Consider the following 26,565-nt stretch of genomic DNA (forward strand, 5'->3'; position numbering starts at 1 on the left):
GGCGGATAGCTGCAAACCACCTCGCCCGCTCCACCTTTCGTCGAAAATCAACGCATCCCAATATAGTGCAGAATCGCGGAAAGCGTAAGCGATGCCGCAGGCATGCTGCCGCAGAAGTTGCATCGGCGTTGCCGGGACGGGCGTCAGCCGGCCGGTGCCGCGGCCGAGTGCGGACGCGCGCCCCGGTGCACCCGGCGCGCCTGTGCCAGCGCGGCTATCTGCGCCGCCACGAAAATGGCGTGGTCGTTGACCTGCGGCAGGCCCATGAGTTCGCCAAAGGTGCCGCGGGCGAGAGGACCGGCGACGAAGAGGTCGTCCACCTCCCTGCCTTCGCTGTCGAGCGCCCTGCTGGTTTCGCTGCAGGCGAGGCCCAGTCCGACCGTGTCGGGGCGCAGATAGCCTGCGGCTCCGAGCGACTCCAGCCAGGACTGGCTTTGCAGGATCGACCGGTGCGCCGGGCCGGTGGTGATCACCACGGCGTCGAATTCCCCTTCTTCCGTTCCGCCGGCCCGCCGCCTCCGGAAAGTAACCGCGACATTCTTGCCGACGCGCGCAATATGAGCGATCGAACCGGCGAGGACGCGTATATCGCCGTCCCTCAGCCCCGCGCTCACGACCGCATCGATTTGCGGAGCCACACGAAAACGGTGCACATCCCAGAAAGGCCGCACGTGACGGACAAGCCGCCGCCGCTCGGTCATGGGCAGATTGCGCCAGATCTCACCGCCTTGTGCTCTGAGCGCATCGAGGACCGCATGCCATGTAAAGCCTTCCGCTTCCGCATCGAGGATCGTCCGGCGCACCTGGGAGAGCAACTTCGCTGCCGATCTCCAAGGCCGCGAGACGAAGTCGCCATAGGGGTCCTGCGCCCGGTCGGCATGTCCACGCGAACGCAGACCCCTGCGGGAAAAGGCGGTGATCGGCCCTTTGTGCCCGCGCCTGCGCAGAGTGGCGATCACGTCGGCGGAAGTCAGTCCCGTGCCGATGATCAGCACGCGGTCACCGGACCGGATCCTGTCGAGCGCATCCGGCTCGGTCGAATCCGGTACGTACCGTGGGTGCCCGGCGAGGACAGCGCCGATGCCCGCGGGCGCCTGCGGGGCCGGGTGCGTCGTCGCCACCACCAGCACGTCGGCGCGCCTTAGCGTCCCGCCCGCCCCGCGAACTGCCCAGGCCGCTCCCTGACGCTCGACGGCGATCACCCTCTCCCGATGGTGTGCGATGCGCCCGTGTTCCAGGAACGGCGCGATCGTCTCGGCGACATAGCGACCGAAGAGCTGCCGGGCGGGATAGAGATGGCCGTCGCGGGCAAGCGCCTCGGGATCGTCGCGCGGTTCGCCCCGAAGCTCGAGCCAGCGCATGAAATGGTCGGGATCGTCCGGATCGATGCTCATGCGCGCGGCCGGGACATTGACGCGATGCGCGGGCTCCGCGGTATCGTATGCAAGGCCGCATCCCAGCCGCTCCCGCGGCTCGAACAGGGCAATCTGCCAGCCATCCATGGCGCGATCCCGCGCCAGGTGCGTCGCGACCACGGCACCGGTGAAGCCGCCGCCGATGATTGCGACGGTCGGGCGCGTGCTGTAATGGTCGACGGCATCCATCATATCGAAGACCTGCTGCGCAGCGACGACCGTGCCGTCGTTGAGTCAACCGTGTGAATTTGCCTGGCCGCTACTGCCCACAGCGGTCCGGGTGATCGGCATTCGTCGACCACCAATCCGGCCGCCGAGGTAGCGTCTATCCGGCTTTCAGCGCCAGTCGCTTGCCTGTCGCGATAAGCCTTGCTGCCGCATAGGTCTGGGTGACGATCTCAGGTACGAGGTCGATGTCGGGCAGGCTCCCCAATCCGAGCGGACCGATCGCGAAGAGGTTCGGCGTGCGTCCACACGGGCTCAAGACTTCTCCCGTCGGACTGACCGCTATGCCGAGCTCGAGTTCATCGGGTTCGGCAAGCCCGCCCGCAAAAAGACTCCGGAGCAACGGCGTACCAAGGTCCGGGGCGGAACAGCGGCATTCGATCACCTGATCGGCCCTGAGCAGTTCCTCGGCATGCTGGCCCGCCCAGCGCACCATGATGCCTTCCGGCAGTCGCCGCCCCGCCCGCCCGCGGCGAAGCACGGTCCGCCCCTCGGCAAGTTCCTGCTGCAGCCGCGCGTGGACAGCCGCCGGGAGGCGGTTTCTGTGGCTGTCGTAGATGGCCCGCAGGTGACGGTTGAACTGCCGCTTTTCCTGCGCCGAGAGCGATTGCCAGAGCGAGCGCGCCCGCCGGCGCAGGCCGTTCATGGCAGACTGCCAGCTTTGCCCCTTCGCTTCGGCTTCGGCGCAGGCCTGACGCACGAACCGAACGATCCGGCGCAGGCCCTGCGGCATCGGATCGACGGGGAAACTCGGGGCTGCTGCGAGCTGCGTATGCGCCTGCGGCAGGAAGCCGTGGCGCGAAACGAGCGTGACTTTTCCCGCATAACCGTTATCGCGCATCTGGAAAAGCTGGTCGACCACGCGAATGCCGCTGCCGAGCAGGACCGCGTGGCGCGGGTCGACGAGGCGGCGCGTCCGCATAAGCGGTCGCTCCTCGTCAGAAACCTCGAGGTCGCGTGGATGCACGCCGAAGCCCGTTGCAAGAATGACGATGTCGCATGCGTCATGTCCGCCGTCGCGCACAAGGCTGAAGCGACCACTTGCGAGTTTCCGCAAGCCTGTGACCTGCTCGTGGGAGAACCTCACGGTGATGTCGGAACGTCGGGCAAGCGCCTCGGAAAAGCGCTGATGCACGTAGTCGCTGAAGATGCCTTTCGGCACGAAAATCTGCCGAAAGCCCGGGATTGCCGCCGGAACGGCTGTTCGGAACTCATCATTGGCGCAAAGCCAGTCGTTGAAATCGTCGGGCTGGCCGGCCGCGACCGAGAGGTCGCGCACCCGGCTGTTGAGAATCTCGCAGCGCTGCGCCGCGGAAAAGGCCTGGCCGCCGTTGATCGATGGATGCGGGTCGTACATGGTGAGGTGGAACGATCCCCGCATCGACTTCATTAGCGCGATCGCCATCATGATGCCGGAAAATCCACGGCCGACGATCGCAATCAACGGCTTCGAGGACGAGGCGGCCGTCGCTGACCTGTCGGCAAACAATCCAAGAACGGTCATGTGAGCTCCTTTCGCGAGCTGGCTGTCGCTCCGTGATCTGGGCAACTCTTAAGCAGGACTTCGAGACACACAAAAGCTCTGGTGAATTTCACGGGGTCGTATACCGCTCGCCCGTCGGGATTTTCCGGATCGACGCGCCAGCCAAAGAACGCCTTGCGCCGCCTCCTTCCCGCTTCAAGCGAAATAATTCTCCGGCCGAATACCGCCTAGCGCGCGCAATGGCCGCTGCAGGACTTCCAGTTCTTGCATGTTGTACCCTCAAATCGACTCCGACGTAAGAAACATGCGGCAACGTTTCGGCCTATGGTGGTCATCCTTTTCGGAGTAATCTATAATTTTTATATTCTATTGCAAAGTTGGCCAACGGCAAGCTATTTTGTCGAGGGGACGGCAACGGCACGCCGTCGACACGCATACCCCGCTGTTTTGCAAGGGAATTTTCTTACTCCAAGCAATCACCCCTACCGAGCGCCCACCTGCGCGACCGCTTCCGGGAGGGGCTGGAAGAAAATAGCGTCTGCTCCATACTAGAGGGCGGCGGCAATGCTCCACGGAGGGACAAGGATGGGGAACATCTCGCAATTCGCCGGAAAGACCAAGCCGACGCCGCACCGCATCGAGAGCGAGGAAGAGGCCCTGGCGATTGCAAGGGAGTTGGCGCTCCGGTTCTCCGATCGCGCCAGCGAGCGCGACCTGGAGCGCGTCCTTCCTCACGACGAACTCGACCAGTTGGCCCAATCGGGGCTGCTGGCGATCAGCATTCCATCGGAATACGAGGGCATCGACGTCTCCAACGTCGTGCTTGCCGAGATCACGGCGATCCTGTCGGAGGCCGACAGCTCCATTGGTCAGATCCCGCAAGGCCACTTTTACGTCCTCGAGGCGCTGCGTCAGCATGCCACCGAAGAGCAGAAACAGTTCTTCTTCGGTCGCGCCATGGCAGGGGACCGCTTCGGCAGCGCACTTTCGGAAAGCGGCGACAAGATCATCGGCGACGAGAAAACCCGGATCACCGGGAATGGCGCGGGCTACCGCATCAACGGCCGGAAGCAATATTGTACGGGCGTTCTCTTCGCCGACTGGCTCGCGATCTCCGCGCTCGACGCCGCCGACCGCATGACCATGTCATTCGTTCCGCGCGCAGCGGACGGCGTCCGGATCATCGACGACTGGGACAGTTTCGGACAGCGCGTCACCGGCAGCGGCACCGCGGTCCTTGAGAAAGTTCATGTGGATCTCGGTTCTGTCGTGCCGCATCACCGCGGCTTCGAGCGACCGAACACGGTCGGTTCCGTCGGCCAGATCATCCATGCCGGCGTCGATCTCGGAATCGCGCGGGCGGCCTTCCGGGAGACCCTCGATCTCGTCCGAGACGCGGCAGTTGCCAAGGGCAACGGCATGGAGCGGGCATCGGAGGATGCTTTGACGACCGCCAGGGTCGGCGAAGTCGCAATACGCCTCGAGGCGGCCACCGCGCTCATCGAGCATGCCGGTCGCAAGGTCGATACCGCTCAGGTCGATCCGACCGAGGAACACGCGGTCGAAGCCAGCCTCTCGGTTACCGCCGCCAAGGTCCTTGCCGCCGAGGCCGCACTGGAGGCAGCCAATGCGCTTTTCGATCTCGTCGGCTCCGCCTCTGCCAAAGTCGCGCTCAATCTCGACCGCTATTGGCGCAACGCCCGCGCCCACGCACTGCAGGACCCGGTGCGCTGGAAACATCACCTCGTCGGCAACTACCACCTCAAGGGCGTAAAGCCGCGCGGCGGGCTGCTGTGAGGACGAACGTTCGCGTTGATGACTTCAAGGTGTGGACGTTAACCAATGTCTGCCGCGGGGGGACCGCATCCTCCGCCCTCATCCCTGTGCTGTCACAGGGATGAGAGCGCCGCGTCTGCGGTGCGGAAGAGTGTTTTTTCAGCCCAAGGACTTGGGCTGGCTGGATACCTGTGACAGGCACAGGCATGAGGCGTTGGGGAGGAGTGGCGTTACACCGATGTAGCGGGTATGCAAGCCCGGCTTATAAGAGGTATCGAAGGGGCCGCGCTCAGCCCGCTTCGCTGAGAAGCGGGGCTACGGCGGCCTCTCTCTCGCTTGCTGCAAATTGCGCGAGCGTCATGTTGTCGAGGATGTCGGCCACGGCATCGCGCACGACGATCATCGAACGGCGCACGTGACAGGTTTCCGGGTCCGAACAGTCGTCGCAGACTTCATAGGCCGTGCGGCTCGCACAGCGGATCGGCGCCAGCGGCCCGTCGAGCGTCCGGATCACCTGACCGACGCGGATCTCGGATGCGGGCCGCGCCAGCGCGTAGCCGCCGCCCGGGCCTTTCTTCGAGCGAAGAAAGCCGGCATTCCTGAGTTCGAGCATGATCGTGTCGAGAAACTTCTTCGGCAAGTTGTTGCGAAGGGCGATTTCCGTGATGAAAGCCGTTTCGCCCGGCTGAAGCTGGGCAAGATCGACCATCGCCTTCAAACCGTACTTTCCTTTTTTTGTCAGCATGAGAACATCGCTTTCGAGAAGGATCGCGGCAAACGAGAAAAGCACGCGATCTTTATCGCGACCGCGACCCAGACACATCGATCCCGATCACGCGGATCGTCCAATTCTCGAGAGCCAAGTGCCGTTTCCCAGCCTGCCGAGCCAATCTGCCACGGCTCGCTTACTTCGGCATCCTAGGATTCAGTTATAGATCAAGCCTAAAGTGGCGGCAAGGAAATCAATTCACCTGCTACATAGATTTACTCTAATTAGCGCCGCATATCGCATCAAAAAACGGCGCAGTGCGAAACGAATTGTGAGTTCTTCTGCTGCCGCCGGGCTCTCAGCGCCTTTTGCGCGCCTTCGACTCGAAGGGATTCTCCGACGCTCGGAAATGCACGCGGATCGGCACGCCCGGCAGGTCGAAGTCGTTTCGCAATCCGTTGATGAGGTATCGGGTGTAGGACTCCGGCACCGCCTCGGGGCGTGTGCAGGAAATCATGAAACCCGGTGGCCGCGCCTTGACCTGCGTCATGTATTTGAGCTTGAGGCGGCGGCCCGAGACGGCCGGCGGGGGATGCTGCACCTGCTGCGATTCCAGCCACCGGTTGAGGCGCGCCGTGGAAATGCGCCGGTTCCAGACCTTGTCCGTTTCGATGATGGCCTGCATGAGCCGGTCGAGGCCATAACCGGTGTGCCCGGAAATCGGCACTGCACGGATGCCGCGCGCCTGCGGCAACAGCCGCTCGGTCTTTTCGCGCAAGTCTACAAGCAGTGCCTGCCAGTTCTCGACGAGATCCCATTTGTTGAAGGCAAGCACGGCTGCACGCCCCTCGCGCAGCACCAGATCGACGATCTGCAGGTCTTGCTTCTCGAAAGGGACCGTGGCGTCGAAGACGATGACGACGGTCTCGGCGAAGCGGATCGCCCGCAACGCATCCGCAACAGAGAGCTTTTCGAGCTTCTCCTGAACCTTCGCCTTGCGGCGCATGCCGGCCGTATCGAACATCTTTATCGTGCGGCCGCGCCAGTCCCATTCGACGGAGATGGAGTCGCGGGTAATGCCCGCCTCCGGCCCCGTCAGCAGCCGGTCTTCGCCAAGGAACCGGTTGATCAGGGTCGACTTTCCGGCATTCGGCCGGCCGACGATCGCCACCCGGAGCGGCTTGGTTTCGTCATAGGCGGGCTCGACCTCTTCGTCCTCGGTACCTTCACCGGCAGCGGGGCGGATATCCACATTCGTCTCGGCAACGTCTTCCGCTGGCGGGAACGCCCTCTCCTCGCCGAGTGCGGCGACGATCGCGTCGCGCAGATCGAGCATGCCCTGGCCGTGTTCGGCCGAGATCGGGCAGGGTTCACCGAGGCCGAGCGTGAAGGCGTCGTAAAAGCCGCCCTCGGAGCCGCGGGCCTCGGATTTGTTGGCGACGACGACGACGGGCTTGCCCCGGCGGCGCAGCATCTCGGCGAGCGTCTGATCTGCCGGCGTCAGGCCCGCCTTGGCATCGACGACGAAGAGCGACAGATCCGCCTCATCGATGGCCGCCTCGGTCTGCGCCCACATCCGCCCCTGCAGGCTGTCAGGTGACGATTCCTCGAGACCGGCCGTATCGATGATGCGGAACTTGAGGTCGACCAGCTTCGCGTCGCCCGGACGCCGGTCGCGGGTAACCCCCGGCGTATCGTCGACGAGCGCCAGCTTCTTGCCAACCAGGCGGTTGAACAAGGTGGACTTGCCGACATTTGGGCGCCCGATAATGGCGACGGTGAAGCTCATCTTTACATCCGTGCTAAAGCGCCTCGCGTTCAGTGGAATTCACGCGACGCGCTTTAAGTTTCTGTTTTTGTGCATGCCGCTATCCGAAAACCGCTAGGCACTTCGGGCGACATGCTTCTAGCGTCAGGCCTTGCCCGTCGACGCGATCACATCCAGCAGCATCTGCGCCCGATTCATGATGCCGCGCGGGCTTTGCGCGTCGTCGACGATCTGCTGGAACCAGCTCTTCGCCTTGGCATAGTCACCGGCCTTGTAGGCCGAAAGGCCAAGCGCCTCGCGCGCCGAATGACGCATGGCATTCTGCGGAACGGCCAGTTGCTCGACCTCGGATGACACCTGCTCGTAGGTTCCCGCATCGATAAGCAGATAAGCCGCTCGCAGCCGAGCCGCATCGCGGAGCGCGGCCGGAATACGCGTATCCCTGCCGATCCCGGAGAACGCGGCGACTGCCGCATCCGTTTCACCCTTTTGCGCCTGCAGCGTCGCAACGCGCAGCTGCGCCAGAACCGGATAGGATCCGTAACCGTCCTTCTCGAGCTCCGTCAGAGCGGCGAGCGCCTCGTCCGACTTGTTCTCCCGGGCAAGGTTGAGCGCCGCGAGGAAGGTGTCGCCCGATTGCGACGAGGAGGCCTCCTGCCAGTAATCGTATCCGACCTTGCCGACGGTGCCGAGCACGATCAGAACGGCAATCCCGATGATGATGCCGCCGAAGCGCGTCCAGACGGCCTTCATCTGGTCCGAGCGGAGTTCGTCATTGACCTCGCGGATAAAGCTGTCGTCCTGGTTTACCATGTCCCGTCCCGGCCGCCCGGCCTGATCTGAAGAAGTTGGCGCGTTCTACCCGATTTTACGCCTGATGTAAGGGGGAGATCGACATTTAGAGGACGACCGGCTGAACGCCTATCAGAAGTTCATGCAGCTTCCAGACGAAGAGCACAAAGGCGACGAGGCCGATAACGACCGCCAGGACGTCGTTGCGCGCCGATTTGAACACGGGAAGCACCTTCTCGCCCGCGCGCTCGCGCCGTTTCAACGAGATGCGCAGGATCACCGCCCAGGCGAGAAAGGAACCGAAGAGCAGGACCGAGGACGTCTCGCCATTCGCAAGGAGGTGCGCCAGCGCCCATATCTTGATCGAGAGGACCTGCGGATGCTTCAGTGCGACGGCGATGCGGCCCGCCGGCAGGAAGCCGGCGGCAAGCACGATGAAGGCGACGAGCATCAGCAGAAGGGCGATATGGCGCAGGAATATCGGCGGATCGTAGAGCATGCCCGTTTCGCCACGCGCCTGACCGAAGCCGTAGATGATCAGACAGAGGCCGACGAGGCTGACGATCGTATAGAGCCCCATCCATGTGCCCTTGCCACGGCTGTCGATGATGCCGGCACGAAAGCCGGGCGCAACCACGCGGACGAGGTGCATGCTGAGAAATATGATGATGCCGAGAACGAGTATGGCCATGGGTCACCGCTTGTTTGAGATGTCGGGCCGCTACAGCGCCGCGCTTTGCCGATCCACCTCACTACGCACTACCTTCGATAGCGCCTATTTTCCAGCCCAATCAAAGGATTGCCGCAATTTCCGGACAACTGCGACGAAACCAAACGTCACAGTTGAAACATGATTCGTATTTTCCTGGCTTTATCACTCGCTCTTTTTCCCGCTCTCGCCCTAGCCGATCCGCCGCCGGCACCCCCGTCGCCGAATGGCAAACAGCTTGTAGTCATCTCCTTCGACGGCGCGCACGACAACGCGCTTTGGGAGAAAAGCCTTGCCATGGCAAGGCGAACGGGCGCGCATTTCACCTATTTCCTCTCCTGCACCTTCCTGATGACGAAGGCCGACGGGAAGCAGACCTACCGGGCGCCCGGACAGAAGCAAGGACGTTCGAATGTCGGCTTCGCACAAAGCCGCGAAGAGCTCGCTGTCCGCGTCGGCCACATCTGGCAGGCGCATCGCGAAGGTCACGACCTCGGCAGCCACGCCTGCGGCCATTTCGACGGCAAAGGCTGGAGCAAGGCCGATTGGGAGCGGGAGTTTTCCGCCTTCCGCGTGGCGCTCGCCGAAGCCTGGAAGAAAGCCGGCAAGCCGGAGGCCGAGCCGGAAGGCTGGGCCGATTTCGCGAAGAACGACATCAAGGGCTTTCGCGCACCCTACCTGTCACTCAGCGACGGCCTGGTGCCTGCACTCGAGGCGTTCGGTTTCAGCTATGATGCGAGCCTCGTGACCAAAGGGCCCGGCTGGCCCAGCTTCGTCGGCGGTCTGCCGCGCTTCGGCCTGCCGCTCATTCCCGAAGGTCCTTCCCACCGGCCGGTTATCGGCATGGACTACAATCTCTTCGTCCGCCATTCGATGGGTGTCGAGAACAAACGCGACAGCGCCCGCTTCGAGGAGCGGACGCTTGCGGCTTTCCGCAATGCCTTCCGGAAGGAATATGAAGGCAAGCGGATCCCTCTTCAGCTCGGCTTCCACTTCGTGGAAATGAACGGCGGCGCCTATTGGCGGGCGCTCGATCGCTTTCTCTCGGAAACCTGCAGCAAGCCGGAGGTCGCCTGCGTCAGCTATGCCGAGGCGTTGCCGATTATCGAGGCTGCGAGAAGGAAGGCGGATCGCTCCGCCTTCTGATGCCGCCGTTACAGAGCCAGCTCTTCCTTACCGCCAGCGTCGATGAACTGCCGGTCGATTTCCGGCAGCGGCTCGTCGACCAATACCGACTCAAAGGCTTTAAGGCGTTTGTAGATCGACAGGAGCTCGACGATCGTCGTCCAGGAATTGACGAGATACTGGAAGGACTCCCGCACCTGCCCGAACACATTCAGGACCTGGTTCATGACGCCGAGTGTGAGCTTTCCCGCCACGATTGCCGGGACCAGCACGAAAGTGCCGAAGAGATTGTCGGCCTGCAGGTAGAAAATGCGGGCAATATTGAAGTACATGTAATGGAAATACAGGCGAAAATAGTTGCGCCTGACATTGTCGAAGAGCTGTGCGAGCGTTATCGGATCGGCACGGTCTTCGTGGTCCTCGCCATAGACCAGTTCCTTCCGGTATGCGGCTTCGACGCGCTGATTGCGAAATTCCAGTCCCGGAAGCTTGATGCCGACTGCGGCCAGGAAAACCGTACCAAAGACCGACCAGAATACGGCCGCCCAGACAAGGGCGTGCGGTATCTCGCCGACAATGGGCAGGACGTTCACCTGTTCGGAAAACTTGAAGAGTACCGGGAGAAAGGCGATCAGCGTCATGATAGAGCTGACGAGACCAACACCCAGCCTCTCGACTGTGCTGGAGAAACGCATCGTGTCCTCTTGCACACGCTGCGATGCGCCTTCGACGTGGCGCAGTCTGGGCCAATGCGCGACATAAAATTCGTTCATCGCCGTGCGCCAGCGAAAGATGTAATGGCTGACGAAAAAGAGGTTGAGCACACCGACCGTCACCGCCACGAAGGCTATTCCCGAAAATCCGATCATTCCCGAATAGAGCTGCCCTGCTGTGACCGGCGCCGTACGCGCCAGCGCCTGCTGGATCAAATCATAGAAAGGGCCGTACCACGCGTTGATCGCGACGCTGACCTGAACCGAAAAATAGGTATTGAAAATGATCAGAGCCGTGCCGAGTACCGACCAATACTGCCACCGATGCGGGCTGTAGGCGAACCAGAACGCTGCGAATAGCCCTGCGACCACCGCATAATAGATGTAAAACCAAAGAAAAGGGGTGGACCAGAAAACGGACACGCCGATGACGGGTTCCTGTCCTGGAGGAAGCGGCGGCAAGCCCAGGTAGGCGCCAATGTCCCGCCCCCCGGCATACCAGGCAAGGACGGCGAGCAGGCTCCAGACGGCGGAAGATATGAAAAACAGCTTCGGCTTGGGGAAGAAGGATTGGAACAAGGGACGGCACTCTCGTTTCGGGGGGTCAAGGACTTGCGTCCTGATGCGCCGAAACTAGGGCAATTCACATTCCGCAACAATTACGGAATGCGAATGTTACTGTTATTTCATGCGGCTGCCGACGCTGCCTGCCCGGCTTAGTGAGCACCCGTCATCGTGCCAAAGCTTCATTTATCCTGCGCAATTCGGCGAGAACGACGATCCCGCAGATCATGAGAACGACGGCCGCGACCAAGGTCGGCAAAGCGTAGCTTCCGGTCCGCTCCGCGAGCCAGCCGGCGACCAGCGGCCCAAGGATCTGGCCGATCCCGAAGGCGGCGGTCATGAAGGCGAGTGCCCGGCGCGGGCTTTCGGGGGCGAGTTGCCGGCCGATCTGCAGGCCATAGGCCGTGACCATCATGAAGGTGGCGCCCAGCATCAGCCCGCCGACGAGCGGCGCATAAGGCGAGGGCAAGGAGACCGTCAGCACGAGGCCGACCGCCTCGACCAGCAGGCCGATCGCATAGACGCCGGCCAGCTCGAAGCGCGGCACGGCGAAGCGCCAGAGATAGACCGACAGGGCGCCGCTGACTCCGGTGATCAGCCAGGCAAGGAACTCGACGCTGTGGCCGCCGCTTGCGTCGCGCGCCATGGCGACGAGGAAGGTGGCGGTGATCACGTAGCCGAAACCGAAAAACCCATAGGTGAGCGTCATCGCCATGAGCGGCCGCGAACGGACGAGCGGCACCTCCGGTCGGCCGCCATTGGCGGCATGACGGCTCGCCGGCAGCAGCGCGGCGACCAGGACAGTGCCCGCCAGCGCAACCAGCGCGCCCACGAACCAGTCGGCCTGCGACATCGAAAGGCCCGCGACACCTGCGAGCGGCGCAACCCAGACGGCGATAGAGGAAAGCGCGATGCCGAAACCGACGCCGCCGAAATGCACCGACGGCACGTGCTCGGACCTGGCGGCGAGCCCCTGCCCCAGCACTATCCCCGAGATGAAGACCATCGCAAAGGCGCTCGCCAGACCCGCAAGAAAGCGGATGATGGAATAGGCGAGCACCGAGGATGTAAGTCCCATAGCGGCCAGCAGCAGGGTCGTCGCGACGAGCGCCGCGAGACCGACCCCGCGTTCGCGGCCGTGGGCCCAGCCATAGCCGGCAAGCACCGCGCCTGCGAGATATCCGATGAAATTCGCCGAGGCGACGAGACCTGCATCACCAGGCGAAAGGCCGGTGTCGGTCATCATCGCCGGCAGGATGGGCGTATAGGAGAACCGGCCGAAGCCCATGGCCACCGCCATGGCGACCGCACCGGCGATCGCGATCGCTGCGAGACTTCCGCTCGAACCGCTGCCGGCGGTCTCGAAGCCGCTCGGCTCTGTCGAGTGCCTCGACCCTGGTTCGCTACGGTCCTGCCGTCTCTGGAGAGTGCTCATGCCCTCTTATTGCATCGCAGCAAGAGAGCGGCAAATCATTATAATTGAACGGTTCATTGATGGAATCGAACGATGCGCGCTGAGAAAAGCGGGAGCGGGTGTGATACCCCCCTCTGCCCTGCCGGGCATCTCCCCCTCAAGGGCAGGGCTATCGCATATGAGCGATAAGAGAAGTGAGGAATTGGTCATCCCAGCCCGCCTTTTTGATTTTCCGGCGGATAGAAGCCTTGTCGGGGTGAGATCGCAAGAGGTTGAGAGCGATCTTGCGCAAGAAGGCAATGTTCTGAGGGCCGTTGTCCTTGCGGTTTCTGGCGGCGTCCTCGCGGAAGTGGACATCCAGAACCCAATGCAGTTTGTTTTCGATTTGCCAATGGGTTCTTACAACCTCGATCAGCGCGCTCGGCGACATGGTGGTGGAGAGCAGGAAGTAGCGGACATGGCTGGTCAAATGGCCGTTGGTATGACGGCTTGTGGTCTCGACGCAGCCGATGGCCTGCAGGCCCGGAAAGTTGATATCGTCGACAGCCACAACGCTGGCGCGGCGTGTCTCGGTGCGGTCATGGGCAGTCTCGGCTGCAATCTGGATGCTCTCGACGTGGTCGGCGTCCTCGATGCGGGCGAGCGCCTGGGCCAAGAGGCCGGGCTGGTTGGCCTTCAGTGCCAGAGCATAATCGCCGCCGGCAGCGAGGATGGCGCGGGCGGTGTCGGGCCGGCAATGCAGGGCATCGGCGGTGACGATAGAGCCCTCCAGTGCCAGCAGCGCGAGCGCATCGAGAGCCCCTTGCACCTCATTGCGGCCCGGCGCGAGCTTTTGGCCGATGACCAGACCGGGACCGGCAGCCCAGACATTGACGAAGTGGAGTGGCGTGGCCTTGGCGGCGCGCCGGTAGGCACCGCGCACCGCCTTGCCATCGATCGCTACCACCCCTTCGAGACCCTGCGCAAAGCTCGCCGTGAGACGGCGAAAGGACGCATCAAAGGCATCCGGATCGAGATGGCGGAAGACGGTGGAGAAGGTGTCATGGCTGGGAATGCCATAGGGCAGCGGCACGATTGTCTTCAGCCATTTCTTCTTGGCAACGCCGAAATCGGCCATATCGGTACAGCTTTCCGCACCGCAGACAATCGCCGCAACGGCAATGAACAGGATCGACGTCAACGGATGGCGCGCATTGCGACCGCGCGGATCGGGCAAATCTTCAAAGCAAGCGGCAAATCTACTCATCGAGACCTCCAAGTCAGCGGAGAACTCCAAGAATCGATTTGCCGCAACAAAACAACCGCTTATTTGCTAAATGCGATTCCCCTGCCCTCAAGGGGGAGATCGGCAAGAGGCGATCTCCCTGCCTCTAAAATAAGCTTAAACTTGTTGCGAGACTGACGTTGACGCAGAGCGCTCCACCATCGGATCTCCCCCTTGCGGGGGAGATCCCCGGCAGGGCAGAGGGGGGTGAGACTTCCGTCGCACACTTCTCCTAAGTCGCCCTAACCCGGCAGCGTCACGACCAGCGGCCCGCTGCGGGTGACGACCACCGTGTGCTCATATTGGACAGTCGGTGCGCGCGGTTCGCTGTAGAGGGTCCAATCGTCGTCGCCGCCTTCGGCCCATTGCGCCCCCATCGACAGGAAGGGTTCGACCGTGAAAACCATGCCCTCGGTCATCCGCCGCCGCTCGGATGGGTCCGGCCAGGTTGCAATTTCGCTCGGTTCCTCGTGCAGCGACCGGCCGATGCCGTGGCTCGCCAGATTGGCGACGAGGGAATAGCGGTTCTTGCGCGCGAACTCGCCGATCGAATTGCCGATCGCGGCAAGCGACTGGCCCGGCTTGACCTGTTTCAGGCCCACCCACATCGCCCGCTTGCCGTCGCGGCAGAGCCGGTCGATCTCGGTCTTGACCGGCGGCACGGGAAAGGACGCCCCGGTATCGGCGAAGAGCCCGCCTTTTTCGGCGGAAACGTCGATATTGACGAGATCGCCCGGCTGGATCACCCGGCGGCCGGGTATGCCGTGGGCGATTTCCTCGTTGACGCTGATGCAGGTCGCGCCGGGAAAATCATAGCAAAGCTCGGGTGCCGAACGGGCGCCGGCCTCCGCCAGCACCTTGCGGCCGATCGCGTCGAGCTCGGCCGTGGTGATGCCGGGTTCCAGCGCCTCGCCCATCGCCTGGAGCGCATTGGCGCAAATGCGGCCGATTTCCTTCAGCCTTTCGAGGTCTTCGTCGTTGTTGAGGGTCATGGATGTCTCGCTTTCGCGGCCACATTTAGCGCTACGACGCCGCATATGCCAGTGGAGACGGAGGCGGCCGGCTTAAGAAGCGCGCTCCTCCGCCAGCATCTCGCGTACCAGAGGCGCGACCTTGGTGCCGTAAAGTTCGATGCCGTGCAGGATCCGGTCATGCGGCATCGGACCGATCGCCATCTGCAGCAGGAAGCGGTCGTTTCCGAAGAGCTTCCGATGCGCAACGATCTTCCTGGCAACCGTTTCCGGATCGCCAAGGAAGAGATTGCCCGTCGGGCTGATCGCCTGATCGAAGTGGGCGCGGTTGGTCGGCCCCCAGCCGCGTTCGCGTCCGATGCGGTTCATCACCTCGGCTTGCGGCCCATAGAATTGGTCTGCAGCTTCTTGCGTAGTATCGGCGATGAAGCCGTGGACGTTGATGCTCGTCTTCAGCTTCGACGGATCCTGCCCCGAGCGGCGCGCAGCTTCGCGGTAGAGCTGGAAGAGCGGCGCAAAGCGTGCCGGCTCGCCGCCGATGATAGCCAGCGCCATCGGCACACCGAGCGCACCGGCACGCGCAACCGACTGCGGCGTGCCGCCGAGCGTGATCCAGAGCGGCAGCGGGTCCTGCAGCGGGCGCGGATAAACGCCGCGATCGTTGATCGGAGATCTCAGCGCACCCGACCAGGTGACCCTTTCACTATCGCGCAGCGCCAAAAGCAGACCGAGCTTTTCGGAGAAAAGCTGGTCGTAATCGTCCAGCGACTGGCCGAAGAGCGGGAATGATTCGATGAAGGAGCCACGTCCCGCCATGATCTCGGCGCGTCCGTTCGACAGGAGGTCGAGGGTAGCGAATTGCTGGAAGACGCGGACGGGATCGTCGGAGCTCAACACCGTCACCGCGCTCGTCAGCCGGATGCGGCTGGTGCGCGCGGCAGCCGCCGCGAGGATCACCGCCGGTGCCGACGCCGCATAGTCCGGCCGGTGATGCTCGCCGAGGCCGAAAACGTCGAGGCCCACCTGATCGGCAAGCTCGATCTCCTCCAGGAGATCGGCGAGACGCCGGCGCCCCTCGGCTCCCTTGTCGGCTGCATTCGGATCGACGTCGGCGAATGTATAGAGTCCGAGTTCCATGGCTGGCTTCCTGCGAGATCTAACGTTGCGCTAGAGATAATCGGCGCAGGATCAGGCCGCAAATGCGCCTTTGGGAAACGCACTGTTTCCAGCCGACGTCCATCGGAGTCAGGCGCTCTTCGGCTTCCCTCGCGAACGAGTGCTTGTGCGTGCTGACGTATTCAGCGCCACCGCGGCACGAATGAGCGCGATGAACGCCTCTTCGTCGATCTCCTCGCCCTCATGAAAATCGATGGCACGCCGCGTATTGCCTTCCAGGCTGGAGTTGAAAAGGCCTGAAGGGTCTTCAAGCGAGGCGCCTTTGGCGAAGGTCGTCTTCACGGCCGCCTTATAGACTTCGCCGGTGCAGATTATCCCAGCGTGTTCCCACACGGGGACCCCTCTCCACTTCACTTCCTCGATCACTTCCGGGTCGGCCTGCCGGATGAGTTTCCGGATCCGGGCGAGCGTCTCGCCGCGCCAATCGTCAAGCGCATCGATTTTCGCATCGATCAGTTTGGAGGGAGACGCTCCTTCTCCGTTCGAACCGCTCGTCCTGTTGTCCATGGCCGTCACTTTCCTGATGGTTGTTGTCGCTCACATACGTTCGCCGGGCAATCGGCTGGCCTGCCTTACCCAGGCGGAGAATTGAGCTTCGTCGAGCTGGCCCTCGTAAATGTCGAGGTAACGTACTTCCGGATATTTGGACTTGCCGGCCGGGACAGGATCGAGTGCAGCGCCGCGGAAGAACGTCACCTTGATGTACTTGGTGAAGCAATGAAAGCTGAGGAACCAGGCATCGTCTTCGACGCCGTAGAAAGGCGAGTTCCACTTGACCGCCTTGTGCACGCCGGGAACGGCCTCCACAATCAGAGCATCTAGGCGGCGCCCGACATCGCTCTTCCAGCCCGGCATGGCCGTGATGTAGGCCTGCACGGGGCCATCGCCATAGCCCTTCGCGATCTGCGGGTTGCCGCCCGAGAGCAGGGTCGGCTGTCCCGAGGCCGGCTTGGCGGCGGCCTTCTTTGCAACATTCTCGCTCTTCACCGGGGTCTTGCTGGCCATCTCTTCACCTCATTGCGCCGCAGGCCTGCCGCTGCGCCACCTCGCGGCATAGGGTAGCACGAACATATAGATGCCGGTGAAAAGCAGCAGGAAGAGCGGGAGCAGCGGGGAATAGACCACCCATGCAGGAGGTTCTTCCAATCCCATGGCGGCGAAATTGGCGATGACGGTTACCGTGAAGACTACGGATAACCACCGGTGGATCTGACGTATCCAGGCGTTCCAATCCATTGAATGATCTCCCATTGACATGAAGCGAGCCAGCCCCGACCGGCCCGGCAGGCGGGTTTCAGCTCAAACCCGCGAGAACGCGCTCCAGATTTTCGAAGAACTGCTGCCATCCGGCCTTGGCGCCGCCATAGGCCTGCCGCTGATCCGGTCGGAATCCGACCTGCTCCATGCGCAACTGGGTTCCCGTGCTTGTCGGGACGAGGGTGAAGGTCACCACGCTCTTCAAGTCGTAGGCCGGATCCTCATGGGCGAAATTCCAGGCGTAGCTCAGTCTTTTGTTCGGCTCGACGACGAGGACCTCGCAGTCCAACACCCCACCCCACTCACCGCGCAGGTTGAAACGGTGCCCGACGACAGGACTGAAGTCGTTCTTCATCAGCCACTCCTCCATCAGGTGTGGTTGGGTGAGCGCGCGCCAGATCTTCTCCGGCGGATGAGCGATCTCCCGCTCGACGACGACGGAACGTGTTTCGTTCATTGGTCCATCCTTTTCAGTAGATCTTCGAGATCGTCGAAGCGGCTCTGCCAGAACCCGGCCATCTCACGCGTCCAGTCGACCAGCGGCGCGAGCGCACCGAGTTGCGCGCTATAATACGTGTGGCGGCCTTCGTGGCGGTCGCGCACCAATCCAGCCTGCTTCAGGACGCCGAGATGCTTGGAGACGACCGGCTGTGAGACACCGGCGCGAGCCGTCAGAGCCCCGACCGTCCTCTCCCCTTCGCGGCACAGCCGCTCGAAGAGAGCCCGCCGAGTCGGATCGGCAAGCGTTCTGAAGAGCATGTCGTGCGCGTCGGACATTTGGGACATATACCCGGTTGACTATGGGTTGATGTATAGCCAATCAGCTATGAATGAGTCAAGGGGGAACTCGAGCGACGTGACGGCGCACAAAGGTCGCGGACGGCAGCACGCGCAGAGCGCGGGCTCCATATATTTCCATGGATATGGGTCAGGGCGTGTGTTTTCTTCCCTCACTCCTGCGCTTGTCACAGGAATGAGGATCGTTGGGAAGGCTTCTGCCGCAGCGCTGAAGCGCAACGTGGAAGGTTCAACACTCAGGCAGCAATCAACGTCCGCTTGACTGCGCTGCGCCAGCCCTTGAGCTTCACCTTGCGCGTGGCCTCGTCCATATGCGGCTCGAAGCGGCGGTCGCGGGCCCAGGACTTGGCGAACGCCTCCTGGTTTGGCCAGACGCCGGCGCGGCTGCCTGCAAGCCACGCGACGCCGAGCGCGGTGGTTTCGAGAATGACCGGTCGGTCGACCGGAGCGTCGAGCAGGTCCGACAGGCGCTGCATCGTCCAGTCGGAGGCGACCATGCCGCCATCGACGCGCAGGACCGTATCATTGCCGTTACGGCGCCAATCCTTGTGCATGGCCTCCAGCAGGTCGCGGGTCTGGTAGCAGACGGCCTCGAGTGCCGCCCGTGCGAACTCTGCCGGGCCGGTATTGCGCGTCATGCCGAAGATCGCGCCCCGCGCATCCGGATCCCAATGGGGCGCTCCGAGGCCGGTGAAGGCCGGCACCAGATAGACCTCCTGCGAGGGATCGGCGCTCTCGGCAAGCGAGCCCGTATCGGGCGCCGCCTTGATCACCTTGAGCCCGTCGCGCAGCCATTGCACGGCAGCACCGGCTACGAAGATCGAGCCTTCGAGCGCATAGGTCGTTTCACCGTCGAGGCGGTAGGCGATGGTGGTCAGAAGGCGGTTCTTCGAGCGGACCATGTCCTTGCCGGTGTTGAGCAAAGCGAAGCAGCCCGTACCGTAGGTCGATTTCAGCATGCCCGGCTTGAAACAGGCCTGACCGATCGTTGCCGCCTGCTGGTCGCCGGCAACGCCGAGGATCGGGATCGCCGCGCCGAAGAGAGACGGATCCGTGACGCCGAAGTCGGCCGCGCAGTCCTTCACTTCCGGCAGCATCTCCTTCGGCACGCGCAGGATCTCGGTGAGCTCGTCGTCCCAGGCATTCTCGGCGATATTGTATAGGAGGGTACGCGAGGCATTCGTCGCGTCGGTGCAGAAGCACTTGCCGCCCGTCAGCCGCCAGATTAGGAAGGTGTCGATGGTGCCGAAGCAGAGTTCCCCTTTGGCTGCGCGCGCCTGCGCGCCCTTCACATTGGAAAGCAGCCATGTGAGCTTCGTTCCCGAAAAATAGGGATCGAGCAGCAGACCGGTCTTCTTCACGAAGGTCTTTTCCAGTCCCTTCTTCTTGAGCTTGTCGCAGAAGGCGGCAGTGCGGCGGTCCTGCCAGACGATGGCATTGTGGATCGGCTTGCCGGTCTCGCGATCCCAGACGACAACCGTCTCCCGCTGGTTGGTGATGCCGATCGCGGCAATATCGTTCGCGGTGATGCCGGACTTCTCGATCGCTTCCTTGACCGTGCTGACGACCGTCTGCCAGATCTCCTCCGGATCGTGCTCCACCCAGCCTGACTTCGGAAAGTGCTGCTTGAACTCTTTCTGCCCGACGCCCGCGATTTTCTGGTTGCCGTCGAAAACGATCGCGCGCGTGGACGTCGTGCCCTGATCGATCGCGAGAATATATCCGCCCATATGCCCCTCCTCGGCACGCGATTGAAAGGACCGACCGGAATGCGAGCGGAAGCCCGCATACGCTTTCCTCACTCCGCCCCTCTCGCCCTTCCTCGAGGGCGACATTCGAACGACTTCAATACGATAGAAAAACGAATGTCAAACGAAAACAAAACGCAACTTTTGCCAAGTGCTCCCGCGGACACGGACTCTGCTTTGCCGGGCGGAAAAACACAATTGTCACTGGCGCGCATTTGCGCGTAGGCTGACGCTGTTGCGTCGCAAAAGACCTGTGCGGCATCAGGACGGAGAGAGCGGGAATGACCAAGACTGCGGTGATAACGGGTTCCACAAGCGGCATCGGATTGGCGATCTCCCGGACCCTGGCGAAGACCGGTGCCAATATCGTCCTGAACGGCTTCGGTGCGCCGGACGAGATCAGGACCGTCACGGACGAAGTCGCAGGCCTGAGCTCCGGTACGGTGCTTCATCACCCGGCCGACATGACCAAGCCCTCCGAAATCGCCGACATGATGGCGATGGTTGCCGATCGCTTCGGCGGCGCCGATATCCTCGTCAACAATGCCGGCGTGCAGTTCGTTGAAAAGATCGAGGATTTTCCGGTCGAGCAATGGGACCGGATCATCGCCGTCAATCTCTCCTCCTCCTTTCACACCATTCGTGGCGCCATTCCGCCGATGAAGAAGAAGGGCTGGGGCCGGATCATCAATATCGCGTCCGCTCATGGCCTCGTGGCCTCCCCCTTCAAGTCCGCCTATGTCGCCGCCAAGCATGGTATCATGGGGTTGACGAAGACCGTGGCGCTGGAGGTGGCGGAGAGCGGTGTCACCGTGAACTCGATCTGCCCCGGCTACGTTCTGACGCCGCTCGTCGAAAAGCAGATACCGGATCAGGCGAGAACGCGCGGCATCACCGAGGAACAGGTGATCAACGAGGTGATGCTCAAGGGACAGCCGACGAAAAAGTTCATCACCGTCGAACAGGTTGCCTCCCTGGCGCTCTATCTTGCAGGCGACGATGCCGCCCAGATCACCGGGACGCATGTCTCGATGGATGGCGGCTGGACGGCGCAGTAGCCGACGACTGAGGGAAAAGCCGGTTGAGGGACAAGGAAGTGGCATGGCACAGGCATCCGACAGCATCCGCTTCATCCTGAACGACTCCGAGATCGTCCTTTCCGACGTCGCGCCGACGTCGACGCTGCTCGATTTCCTGAGGCTGGAGCGCCGCCTCACCGGCACCAAGGAAGGCTGCGCGGAAGGCGACTGCGGCGCCTGCACGGTGCTCGTGGGCCGGCTCGCCGAGGATGCCAGCGGAGCGAAAAAACTCGTCTATGAAAGCGTCAACGCCTGCATCCGCTTCACAGGCTCGCTGAATGCCACGCATGTGGTGACGGTCGAGCACCTGGCTGCAGCAGACGGCACATTGCATCCGGTGCAGCAGGCACTGGTGGATTTTCACGGCTCCCAATGCGGCTTCTGCACTCCGGGGATCGTGATGTCGCTTTACGGGCTCTGGCTTGCCGATGAAAAACCGAGCCGCGCGGCGATAGAAAAGGCGCTGCAGGGCAATCTCTGTCGCTGCACCGGCTACGAACCGATCGTGCGCGCGGCGGAGGCTGCGGCCGCGGAGCGCCCGGCCGCTCTCTTCGACCCGGTCACCCGCACGCGGGAAGCGGTTACGGCGCGCCTTCATGCGATGGGGCAGACGGAGACGATCGTTGTCTGCAGCGGCGCTGACTGTCTGATCGTACCCGTCGACGCTGCGGACCTGGCGGGTGTTCTCGCTGATCATCCAGGCGCGACGATCGTCGCCGGCTGCACCGATGTCGGGCTCTGGGTGACGAAGCAGATGCGCTCGCTCAATCCGGTGGTCTTCATCAATGGCATTGCCGAACTGCAGCGGATCGAAAGCTCGACAGCCGGCCTGACGATCGGTGCAGGCGTGAGCTATACGGCGGCGCACGAGGCCCTGTCTTCAGCCTATCCGTCATTCGGCCGGCTGCTCGACCGCATCGGCGGCGACCAGGTGCGCAACATGGGCACGATCGGCGGCAATATCGCCAATGGCTCTCCGATCGGCGACAGCCCGCCGCCCCTGATCGTTCTCGGCGCGACGGTTACCCTGCGCTCGAAGGACGGCCAGCGGACGCTGCCGCTCGAGGACTTCTTCATCGCCTATGGCAAGCAGGATCGCAGGCCCGGTGAATTCGTCGAGAGCCTCTTCGTCCCGGCTCTGCCCGCGGACGAGCGCTTTGCCGCCTACAAGATCTCGAAGCGCCGCGACGAGGACATTTCCGCCCTGCTTGGCGCCTTCCGCATCTCGCTCGACGGCGACCGGGTGAAAACCGCACGGATAGCCTTCGGCGGTATGGCGGCAACTCCGAGGCGGGCGAAGACCGTTGAAGCAGCGCTGATCGGTCAGCCCTGGACGGAGGAGACGGTCCGTACTGCGCAGACCGCCTTCGAGACCGACTATCAGCCGATCACCGACTGGCGGGCCACCGGTGCCTATCGCATGCTTGCGGCAAAAAACCTGCTGATGCGCTTCTTCCTCGAGAGCATCGGAGAGACGGTCCGGTTGCAGCGGTTCGAGGAAGTGGCATGAGCGCCTGTCGCGATATTGGCGGATGGGAATTGCCCCTGACCGGTTGGATTGCGGGGAGAGGGGACGAGTACGCCGCTTCCTTCCTCCCAGTCGACGAACGGGCTCGCAGAGAGGACGAGCGCGCACCGCTTATCCCTTCGCCCCGCCTGCAGGGAAAAGGTGCCGGCAGGCGGATGAGGGGCTCCTCATCCTTCGTCAGGAGGCCCCGGCATGGATAAATCCACCCTCGAAGTCAGCACCATCACCGGACCGATGCACGCACCGCTCCGTCACGACAGCGCCCACAAGCATGTGGCGGGTACCGCCGATTATATCGATGACATGCCGGAACCCGCCGGCACCCTGCATGGCGCGCTCGGCCTCACGAACCGGGCGCATGCGGAAATCCTGGAGATGGACCTCGCCGCCGTCGCCGCAGTGCCCGGCGTCGTCTGCGTGCTCACGGCAAGGGACATGCCGCATTCCAACGACATCAGCCCCACCCATCTGCACGACGAGCCGGTGCTTGCCGACGGGCGCGTGGAGTTCCATGGCCAGCCGGCCTTCGCGGTCATCGCCGAAACGCGCGACGTCGCCCGCCGCGCCGCGCGGCTCGCCAGGATAACCTATCGTGACTTCCTGCCGGCGATCGATGTCGTCGATGCTGTGGCAACCGGCGGCGAGCTGGTGACCCCGCCGCTGACACTCGAGCGCGGCGACGCCGAAGGCGAGCTCGAGCGGGCGCCCCGCCGCATCCAGGGGCACATGCGAATCGGTGGCCAGGAGCACTTCTATCTGGAAGGCCATATCGCGCTCGCGATTCCCGGCGAGGATGACGAAATGACCGTCTGGGTATCGACGCAGCATCCGAGCGAAGTCCAGCGTATGGTCGCGCAGGTGCTCGGCGTTCCCTCCAACGCCATCACGGTGAATGTCCGCCGCATGGGCGGCGGCTTCGGCGGCAAGGAAACGCAGGGCAACCAGTTTGCGGCACTCGCCGCCGTCGCCGCGCGCAAGCTTCGCCGCGCCGTCAAGTTCCGCCCGGACCGGGACGACGACATGATCGCCACCGGCAAGCGGCACGATTTCCTGGTAAATTACGATGTCGGCTTCGACGAGGAGGGACGCATCCGGGCGGTCCAGGCGAATTATGCCGCGCGATGCGGTTTCTCCGCCGATCTCTCCGGCCCGGTCACCGACCGCGCCCTTTTCCATGCGGACAATGCCTACTTCTATCCGCATGTGAAGCTCACCTCGCAACCGCTTAAGACCAATACGGTTTCCAACACCGCCTTTCGCGGCTTCGGCGGGCCGCAGGGCATGCTCGGCGGCGAGCGGATCATCGAGGAGATCGCTTACGCGCTCGGGAAGGACCCGCTCGAAATCCGCAAGCTGAACTTCTATGGCGACCCGCATTCCGGCCGCAACGTCACGCCCTATCACCAGAAGATCGAAGACAACATCATCCGCCGGATCGTCGATGAGCTGGAAGCGAGCGCCGATTATCAGGCGCGCCGGGCGGCGATTATCGAATTCAACAGATCGAGCCGGGTTATCCGCAAGGGGATTGCATTGACGCCGGTGAAATTCGGCATCTCCTTCACCCTCACACATCTGAACCAGGCCGGCGCCCTCGTCCACATCTACACGGACGGCTCGGTTCACCTCAACCACGGCGGCACCGAGATGGGCCAGGGCGTCTATACGAAAGTGGCGCAGGTCCTTGCAGACAGTTTCCAGATCGACATCGACCGGGTGAAAATAACCGCGACGACGACCGGCAAGGTGCCGAATACGTCTGCGACAGCCGCCTCCTCCGGCTCCGACCTCAACGGCATGGCCGCCTTCGATGCCGCGCGTCAGATCAAGGAGCGGCTCGTCGCCTTTGCGGCCGAGCGTTGGCAGACGACGGCCGAAAACGTCACCTTCGTGGCCAATCATGTCCGTATCGGCGACGAGCTCGTTCCCTTTGCGCAGTTCGTGCAGGAGGCCTACGGTGCACGTGTCCAGCTCTCCGCCGCCGGCTTCTATGCAACGCCTGGCATCCACTGGGACCGGGCGGCCGGCCGCGGCACGCCCTTCTACTACTTTGCCTATGGCGCGGCCGTTTCCGAGGTCTCGATCGATACGCTGACAGGCGAATACCTGGTCGATCGCGTCGACGTGCTGCACGACGTCGGCCGTTCCCTCAACCCGGCGATCGATCTCGGCCAGATCGAGGGCGGCTTCGTTCAGGGCATGGGCTGGCTCACGACGGAAGAGCTCTGGTGGGATGAGAAGGGGCGCCTGAGGACGCATGCGCCCTCGACCTACAAGATACCCCTTGCCTCGGATCGGCCGAAGATCTTCAACGTGCGCCTGGCCGAATGGTCGGAAAACGCCGAAGAGACGATCGGCAGATCGAAGGCCGTGGGAGAGCCGCCCCTCATGCTGCCGATTTCGGTGGTCGAGGCCCTGTCGATGGCCGTCGCCAGCGTCGCCGGCTATCGCGAGTGCCCCCGGCTCGATACCCCGGCAACGCCCGAACGTGTCCTGATGGCGGTGGAACGGCTTAGAGCTGGATGAGGAAAAGTGTGAGCGGTTTTCCGCCCGCATCCGGGCAAGAGCCCGTTGAGGACGGCAATCTCTCCTCACTCTCATCTCTGTGCTCGTCACGAAGATGAGAGCAGCGCTGCGTCTGCGGCGCGGGAGGAGTTCTTTTAGCCCAAGGACTTGGTCTGGCTGGATCCCTGTGACGAGCACAGGGATGAGGAGATCAAACAAGCCACGGCGGGTATCCCGAATCTCAATAGGCCTTGAACTGTAGCGAACGGCTCGAATGAACAGCCTCTCTACCGCAGCATGTCGTCGTCCTGCCGGGCCATGCGGCCGTCGAGTAACCCCAAGTCCTTTTTCATGTATTCGGATGTGGATTCAAGGTCGAGGCTTAAGCTCCGGCCTCTTATGCGGCGCAGCGCCGAAGCGGCAAACCGGATGATCCCGTTCACTGGGAGAATCGGTTTTCTTTCAGTATATTCCAATGTATCGCAAGACATCTGAGCACCCTTGGCAAGCGGTGAAGTTGACTTGCAGCATGCCCCGATAGATGCTCGGATTCCAATCGAACATCCGTCTGTATGCATCAAGAGAACTTATCCATGAAGATGTCGAAGCAGTTCCCGCTGAATGCGCTGAGGGTCTTCGAAGCCGCAGCCCGGCTCGGCAGCTTCACCAAGGCCGGCAACGAGCTCGGCATGACCCAGACGGCCGTCAGCTACCAGATCAAACTCATCGAAGAGAGCGTCGGCGAGCCGCTGTTCCTGAGGCGTCCCCGCCAGATTGCACTGACCGAAGTCGGCCAACGTCTGGCGCCGAAGGTGACGGAAGCCTTCGAACTGATGCAGGAGGCGGTCGCCTCCGCGCGCGGCGATGCAGCGTCCACCCTGCTCATCAGTTCGACCGCGACCTTCGCCTCGCAATGGCTCGCCCGCCATATCGGCACGTTCCAACTCGCTCAGCCCAACATGGCCGTCCGGCTGTCGGCGAATGATGCAATGATCGATTTCAGCATAGAGGCAGTGGACGTGGCAATCCGGTCCGGGTTGGGCGTTTGGCCGGGTCTCGTCAGCCATCGACTGATGAAAGTAGAATTTACGCCAATGCTCAGTCCCGCGCTCGCCTCGACGATCGGCGGCGTGAATGAACCGCGGGACCTCCTGAAGCTCCGCATCATCGACCCTCAAGACCGCTGGTGGCCGCTGTGGTTTCGCGCTGCCGGCGTCCGCGACGCGGACCTCGACGGCCGGGTTCCGACACGGCTCGGCGCCCAGTCCTTCGAGGCAGGCGCCGCAATCGCCGGGCAAGGCGTTGCGATCCTCACTCCTCAATTCTATACCGATGACGTCGCGCTCGGTCGGCTTTATCAACCCTTCGATTTGCGCGGCAGCGATGGCCACGACTATTGGCTGGTCTATCCGCATGCTCGACGCAACGTCCCGAAGATCCGCAATTTTCGCGACTGGATTCTTTCAGAGTTCAATCAGGATTGCGGCGCCTAAGCCTGTAGCGTGGATTGCCGAGAACGCCCCTTTCCCGTTTCGGCTTTTTCTCG

Annotated in this window: 24 protein-coding genes; 6 read left to right on the forward strand and 18 right to left on the reverse strand. The window is 62.8% G+C overall.

Translation table 11 applies throughout. The annotated features are described in order from the left end of the window. Window positions 1-143: 143 nt before the first annotated feature. Together JOH52_RS20455 and JOH52_RS20460 are read right to left on the reverse strand one after the other, a co-directional pair. A complete protein-coding gene (locus JOH52_RS20455) occupies window positions 144-1,607 on the reverse strand; it encodes an FAD/NAD(P)-binding protein (protein WP_014530304.1) in 1,464 nt (487 codons plus the stop codon). 133 nt (window positions 1,608-1,740) lie between these two features. Continuing rightward, the gene (locus JOH52_RS20460) at window positions 1,741-3,144 is read right to left on the reverse strand and encodes an FAD/NAD(P)-binding protein (RefSeq protein WP_014530303.1); all 1,404 of its coding nucleotides are present in this window, start codon (window positions 3,142-3,144) and stop codon (window positions 1,741-1,743) included. Window positions 3,145-3,708: 564 nt separating this feature from the next. Here JOH52_RS20460 and JOH52_RS20465 point away from each other — a divergent pair. Then, window positions 3,709-4,920: an SfnB family sulfur acquisition oxidoreductase gene (locus tag JOH52_RS20465; RefSeq protein WP_014530302.1), complete on the forward strand. Its 1,212-nt coding sequence runs from the start codon at window positions 3,709-3,711 to the stop codon at window positions 4,918-4,920. 268 nt (window positions 4,921-5,188) lie between these two features. Here JOH52_RS20465 and JOH52_RS20470 read toward each other — a convergent pair whose 3' ends face one another. The 4 genes from JOH52_RS20470 to JOH52_RS20485 all read right to left on the reverse strand — a co-directional run bounded on the left by JOH52_RS20470 (window position 5,189) and on the right by JOH52_RS20485 (window position 8,859). Next, window positions 5,189-5,644, reverse strand: coding sequence for an RrF2 family transcriptional regulator (locus tag JOH52_RS20470; protein ID WP_015242948.1), 456 nt, complete (start codon window positions 5,642-5,644; stop codon window positions 5,189-5,191). A gap of 322 nt (window positions 5,645-5,966) precedes the next feature. Next, window positions 5,967-7,397, reverse strand: a complete 1,431-nt coding sequence (gene der, locus JOH52_RS20475; RefSeq protein WP_013850541.1) for a ribosome biogenesis GTPase Der — start codon at window positions 7,395-7,397, stop codon at window positions 5,967-5,969. Window positions 7,398-7,520: 123 nt separating this feature from the next. Next, window positions 7,521-8,189 (reverse strand): tetratricopeptide repeat protein, encoded by a 669-nt coding sequence (locus tag JOH52_RS20480; RefSeq protein WP_013850540.1) that lies wholly within the window; start codon window positions 8,187-8,189, stop codon window positions 7,521-7,523. An 85-nt stretch (window positions 8,190-8,274) separates the two neighbouring features. Beyond that, entirely contained in the window at window positions 8,275-8,859 is a 585-nt protein-coding gene (locus JOH52_RS20485) for an NnrU family protein (protein WP_013850539.1), read from the reverse strand. A 159-nt stretch (window positions 8,860-9,018) separates the two neighbouring features. On the opposite strand from JOH52_RS20485, the gene JOH52_RS20490 reads away from it, so the two are divergent. Continuing rightward, complete coding sequence (locus JOH52_RS20490) at window positions 9,019-10,023, forward strand: polysaccharide deacetylase family protein (RefSeq protein ID WP_014530300.1); 1,005 nt, start codon at window positions 9,019-9,021, stop codon at window positions 10,021-10,023. 8 nt (window positions 10,024-10,031) lie between these two features. Here JOH52_RS20490 and bacA read toward each other — a convergent pair whose 3' ends face one another. The 11 genes from bacA to glpK all read right to left on the reverse strand — a co-directional run bounded on the left by bacA (window position 10,032) and on the right by glpK (window position 19,889). Continuing rightward, window positions 10,032-11,294 carry a bacteroid development protein BacA gene (bacA, locus tag JOH52_RS20495; protein ID WP_010975957.1) on the reverse strand — a complete coding sequence of 421 codons (1,263 nt, stop codon included), beginning with the start codon at window positions 11,292-11,294 and terminating at the stop codon, window positions 10,032-10,034. Window positions 11,295-11,445: 151 nt separating this feature from the next. Continuing rightward, the gene (locus tag JOH52_RS20500; protein ID WP_014530299.1) at window positions 11,446-12,714 is read right to left on the reverse strand and encodes an MFS transporter; all 1,269 of its coding nucleotides are present in this window, start codon (window positions 12,712-12,714) and stop codon (window positions 11,446-11,448) included. Window positions 12,715-12,862: 148 nt separating this feature from the next. After that, window positions 12,863-13,939 (reverse strand): ISAs1-like element ISRm21 family transposase, encoded by a 1,077-nt coding sequence (locus tag JOH52_RS20505; RefSeq protein ID WP_014530298.1) that lies wholly within the window; start codon window positions 13,937-13,939, stop codon window positions 12,863-12,865. A 260-nt stretch (window positions 13,940-14,199) separates the two neighbouring features. Beyond that, window positions 14,200-14,949, reverse strand: coding sequence for a type I methionyl aminopeptidase (gene map, locus JOH52_RS20510; protein ID WP_013850534.1), 750 nt, complete (start codon window positions 14,947-14,949; stop codon window positions 14,200-14,202). Window positions 14,950-15,021: 72 nt separating this feature from the next. Further along, window positions 15,022-16,065 carry an LLM class flavin-dependent oxidoreductase gene (locus JOH52_RS20515; protein WP_014530296.1) on the reverse strand — a complete coding sequence of 348 codons (1,044 nt, stop codon included), beginning with the start codon at window positions 16,063-16,065 and terminating at the stop codon, window positions 15,022-15,024. A gap of 108 nt (window positions 16,066-16,173) precedes the next feature. Beyond that, window positions 16,174-16,611 carry a DUF1801 domain-containing protein gene (locus tag JOH52_RS20520; protein ID WP_013850532.1) on the reverse strand — a complete coding sequence of 146 codons (438 nt, stop codon included), beginning with the start codon at window positions 16,609-16,611 and terminating at the stop codon, window positions 16,174-16,176. A gap of 30 nt (window positions 16,612-16,641) precedes the next feature. Next, window positions 16,642-17,109 carry a DUF1801 domain-containing protein gene (locus JOH52_RS20525; protein WP_013850531.1) on the reverse strand — a complete coding sequence of 156 codons (468 nt, stop codon included), beginning with the start codon at window positions 17,107-17,109 and terminating at the stop codon, window positions 16,642-16,644. Between the two features lie 9 nt (window positions 17,110-17,118). After that, window positions 17,119-17,340, reverse strand: coding sequence for a hypothetical protein (locus JOH52_RS20530; RefSeq protein WP_014530294.1), 222 nt, complete (start codon window positions 17,338-17,340; stop codon window positions 17,119-17,121). Between the two features lie 58 nt (window positions 17,341-17,398). Then, the gene (locus JOH52_RS20535) at window positions 17,399-17,818 is read right to left on the reverse strand and encodes an SRPBCC family protein (protein WP_013850529.1); all 420 of its coding nucleotides are present in this window, start codon (window positions 17,816-17,818) and stop codon (window positions 17,399-17,401) included. Continuing rightward, window positions 17,815-18,138, reverse strand: coding sequence for an ArsR/SmtB family transcription factor (locus JOH52_RS20540; RefSeq protein WP_003528544.1), 324 nt, complete (start codon window positions 18,136-18,138; stop codon window positions 17,815-17,817). The genes JOH52_RS20535 and JOH52_RS20540 overlap by 4 nt, the downstream gene beginning before the upstream one ends. Window positions 18,139-18,395: 257 nt before the next feature. Further along, entirely contained in the window at window positions 18,396-19,889 is a 1,494-nt protein-coding gene (glpK, locus tag JOH52_RS20545) for a glycerol kinase GlpK (RefSeq protein WP_013850528.1), read from the reverse strand. Window positions 19,890-20,188: 299 nt separating this feature from the next. On the opposite strand from glpK, the gene JOH52_RS20550 reads away from it, so the two are divergent. From JOH52_RS20550 to xdhB, 3 genes are all read left to right on the forward strand, one after another. Further along, complete coding sequence (locus JOH52_RS20550; RefSeq protein ID WP_014530292.1) at window positions 20,189-20,965, forward strand: 3-hydroxybutyrate dehydrogenase; 777 nt, start codon at window positions 20,189-20,191, stop codon at window positions 20,963-20,965. Between the two features lie 43 nt (window positions 20,966-21,008). Continuing rightward, window positions 21,009-22,496: a xanthine dehydrogenase small subunit gene (xdhA, locus tag JOH52_RS20555; RefSeq protein ID WP_014530291.1), complete on the forward strand. Its 1,488-nt coding sequence runs from the start codon at window positions 21,009-21,011 to the stop codon at window positions 22,494-22,496. A gap of 210 nt (window positions 22,497-22,706) precedes the next feature. Further along, window positions 22,707-25,040: a xanthine dehydrogenase molybdopterin binding subunit gene (xdhB, locus tag JOH52_RS20560; protein ID WP_014530290.1), complete on the forward strand. Its 2,334-nt coding sequence runs from the start codon at window positions 22,707-22,709 to the stop codon at window positions 25,038-25,040. 266 nt (window positions 25,041-25,306) lie between these two features. On the opposite strand, the gene JOH52_RS20565 is transcribed toward xdhB, so the two are convergent. Further along, entirely contained in the window at window positions 25,307-25,462 is a 156-nt protein-coding gene (locus JOH52_RS20565; RefSeq protein ID WP_017264260.1) for a hypothetical protein, read from the reverse strand. Between the two features lie 150 nt (window positions 25,463-25,612). Here JOH52_RS20565 and JOH52_RS20570 point away from each other — a divergent pair, with 150 nt between their 5' ends. After that, window positions 25,613-26,512: a LysR substrate-binding domain-containing protein gene (locus tag JOH52_RS20570; protein ID WP_010975972.1), complete on the forward strand. Its 900-nt coding sequence runs from the start codon at window positions 25,613-25,615 to the stop codon at window positions 26,510-26,512. The last annotated feature ends 53 nt before the right edge of the window (window positions 26,513-26,565 follow it).

The sequence above is a fragment of the Sinorhizobium meliloti genome, from assembly GCF_017876815.1.
GTDB classification, from domain to species: Bacteria; Pseudomonadota; Alphaproteobacteria; order Rhizobiales; family Rhizobiaceae; genus Sinorhizobium; species Sinorhizobium meliloti.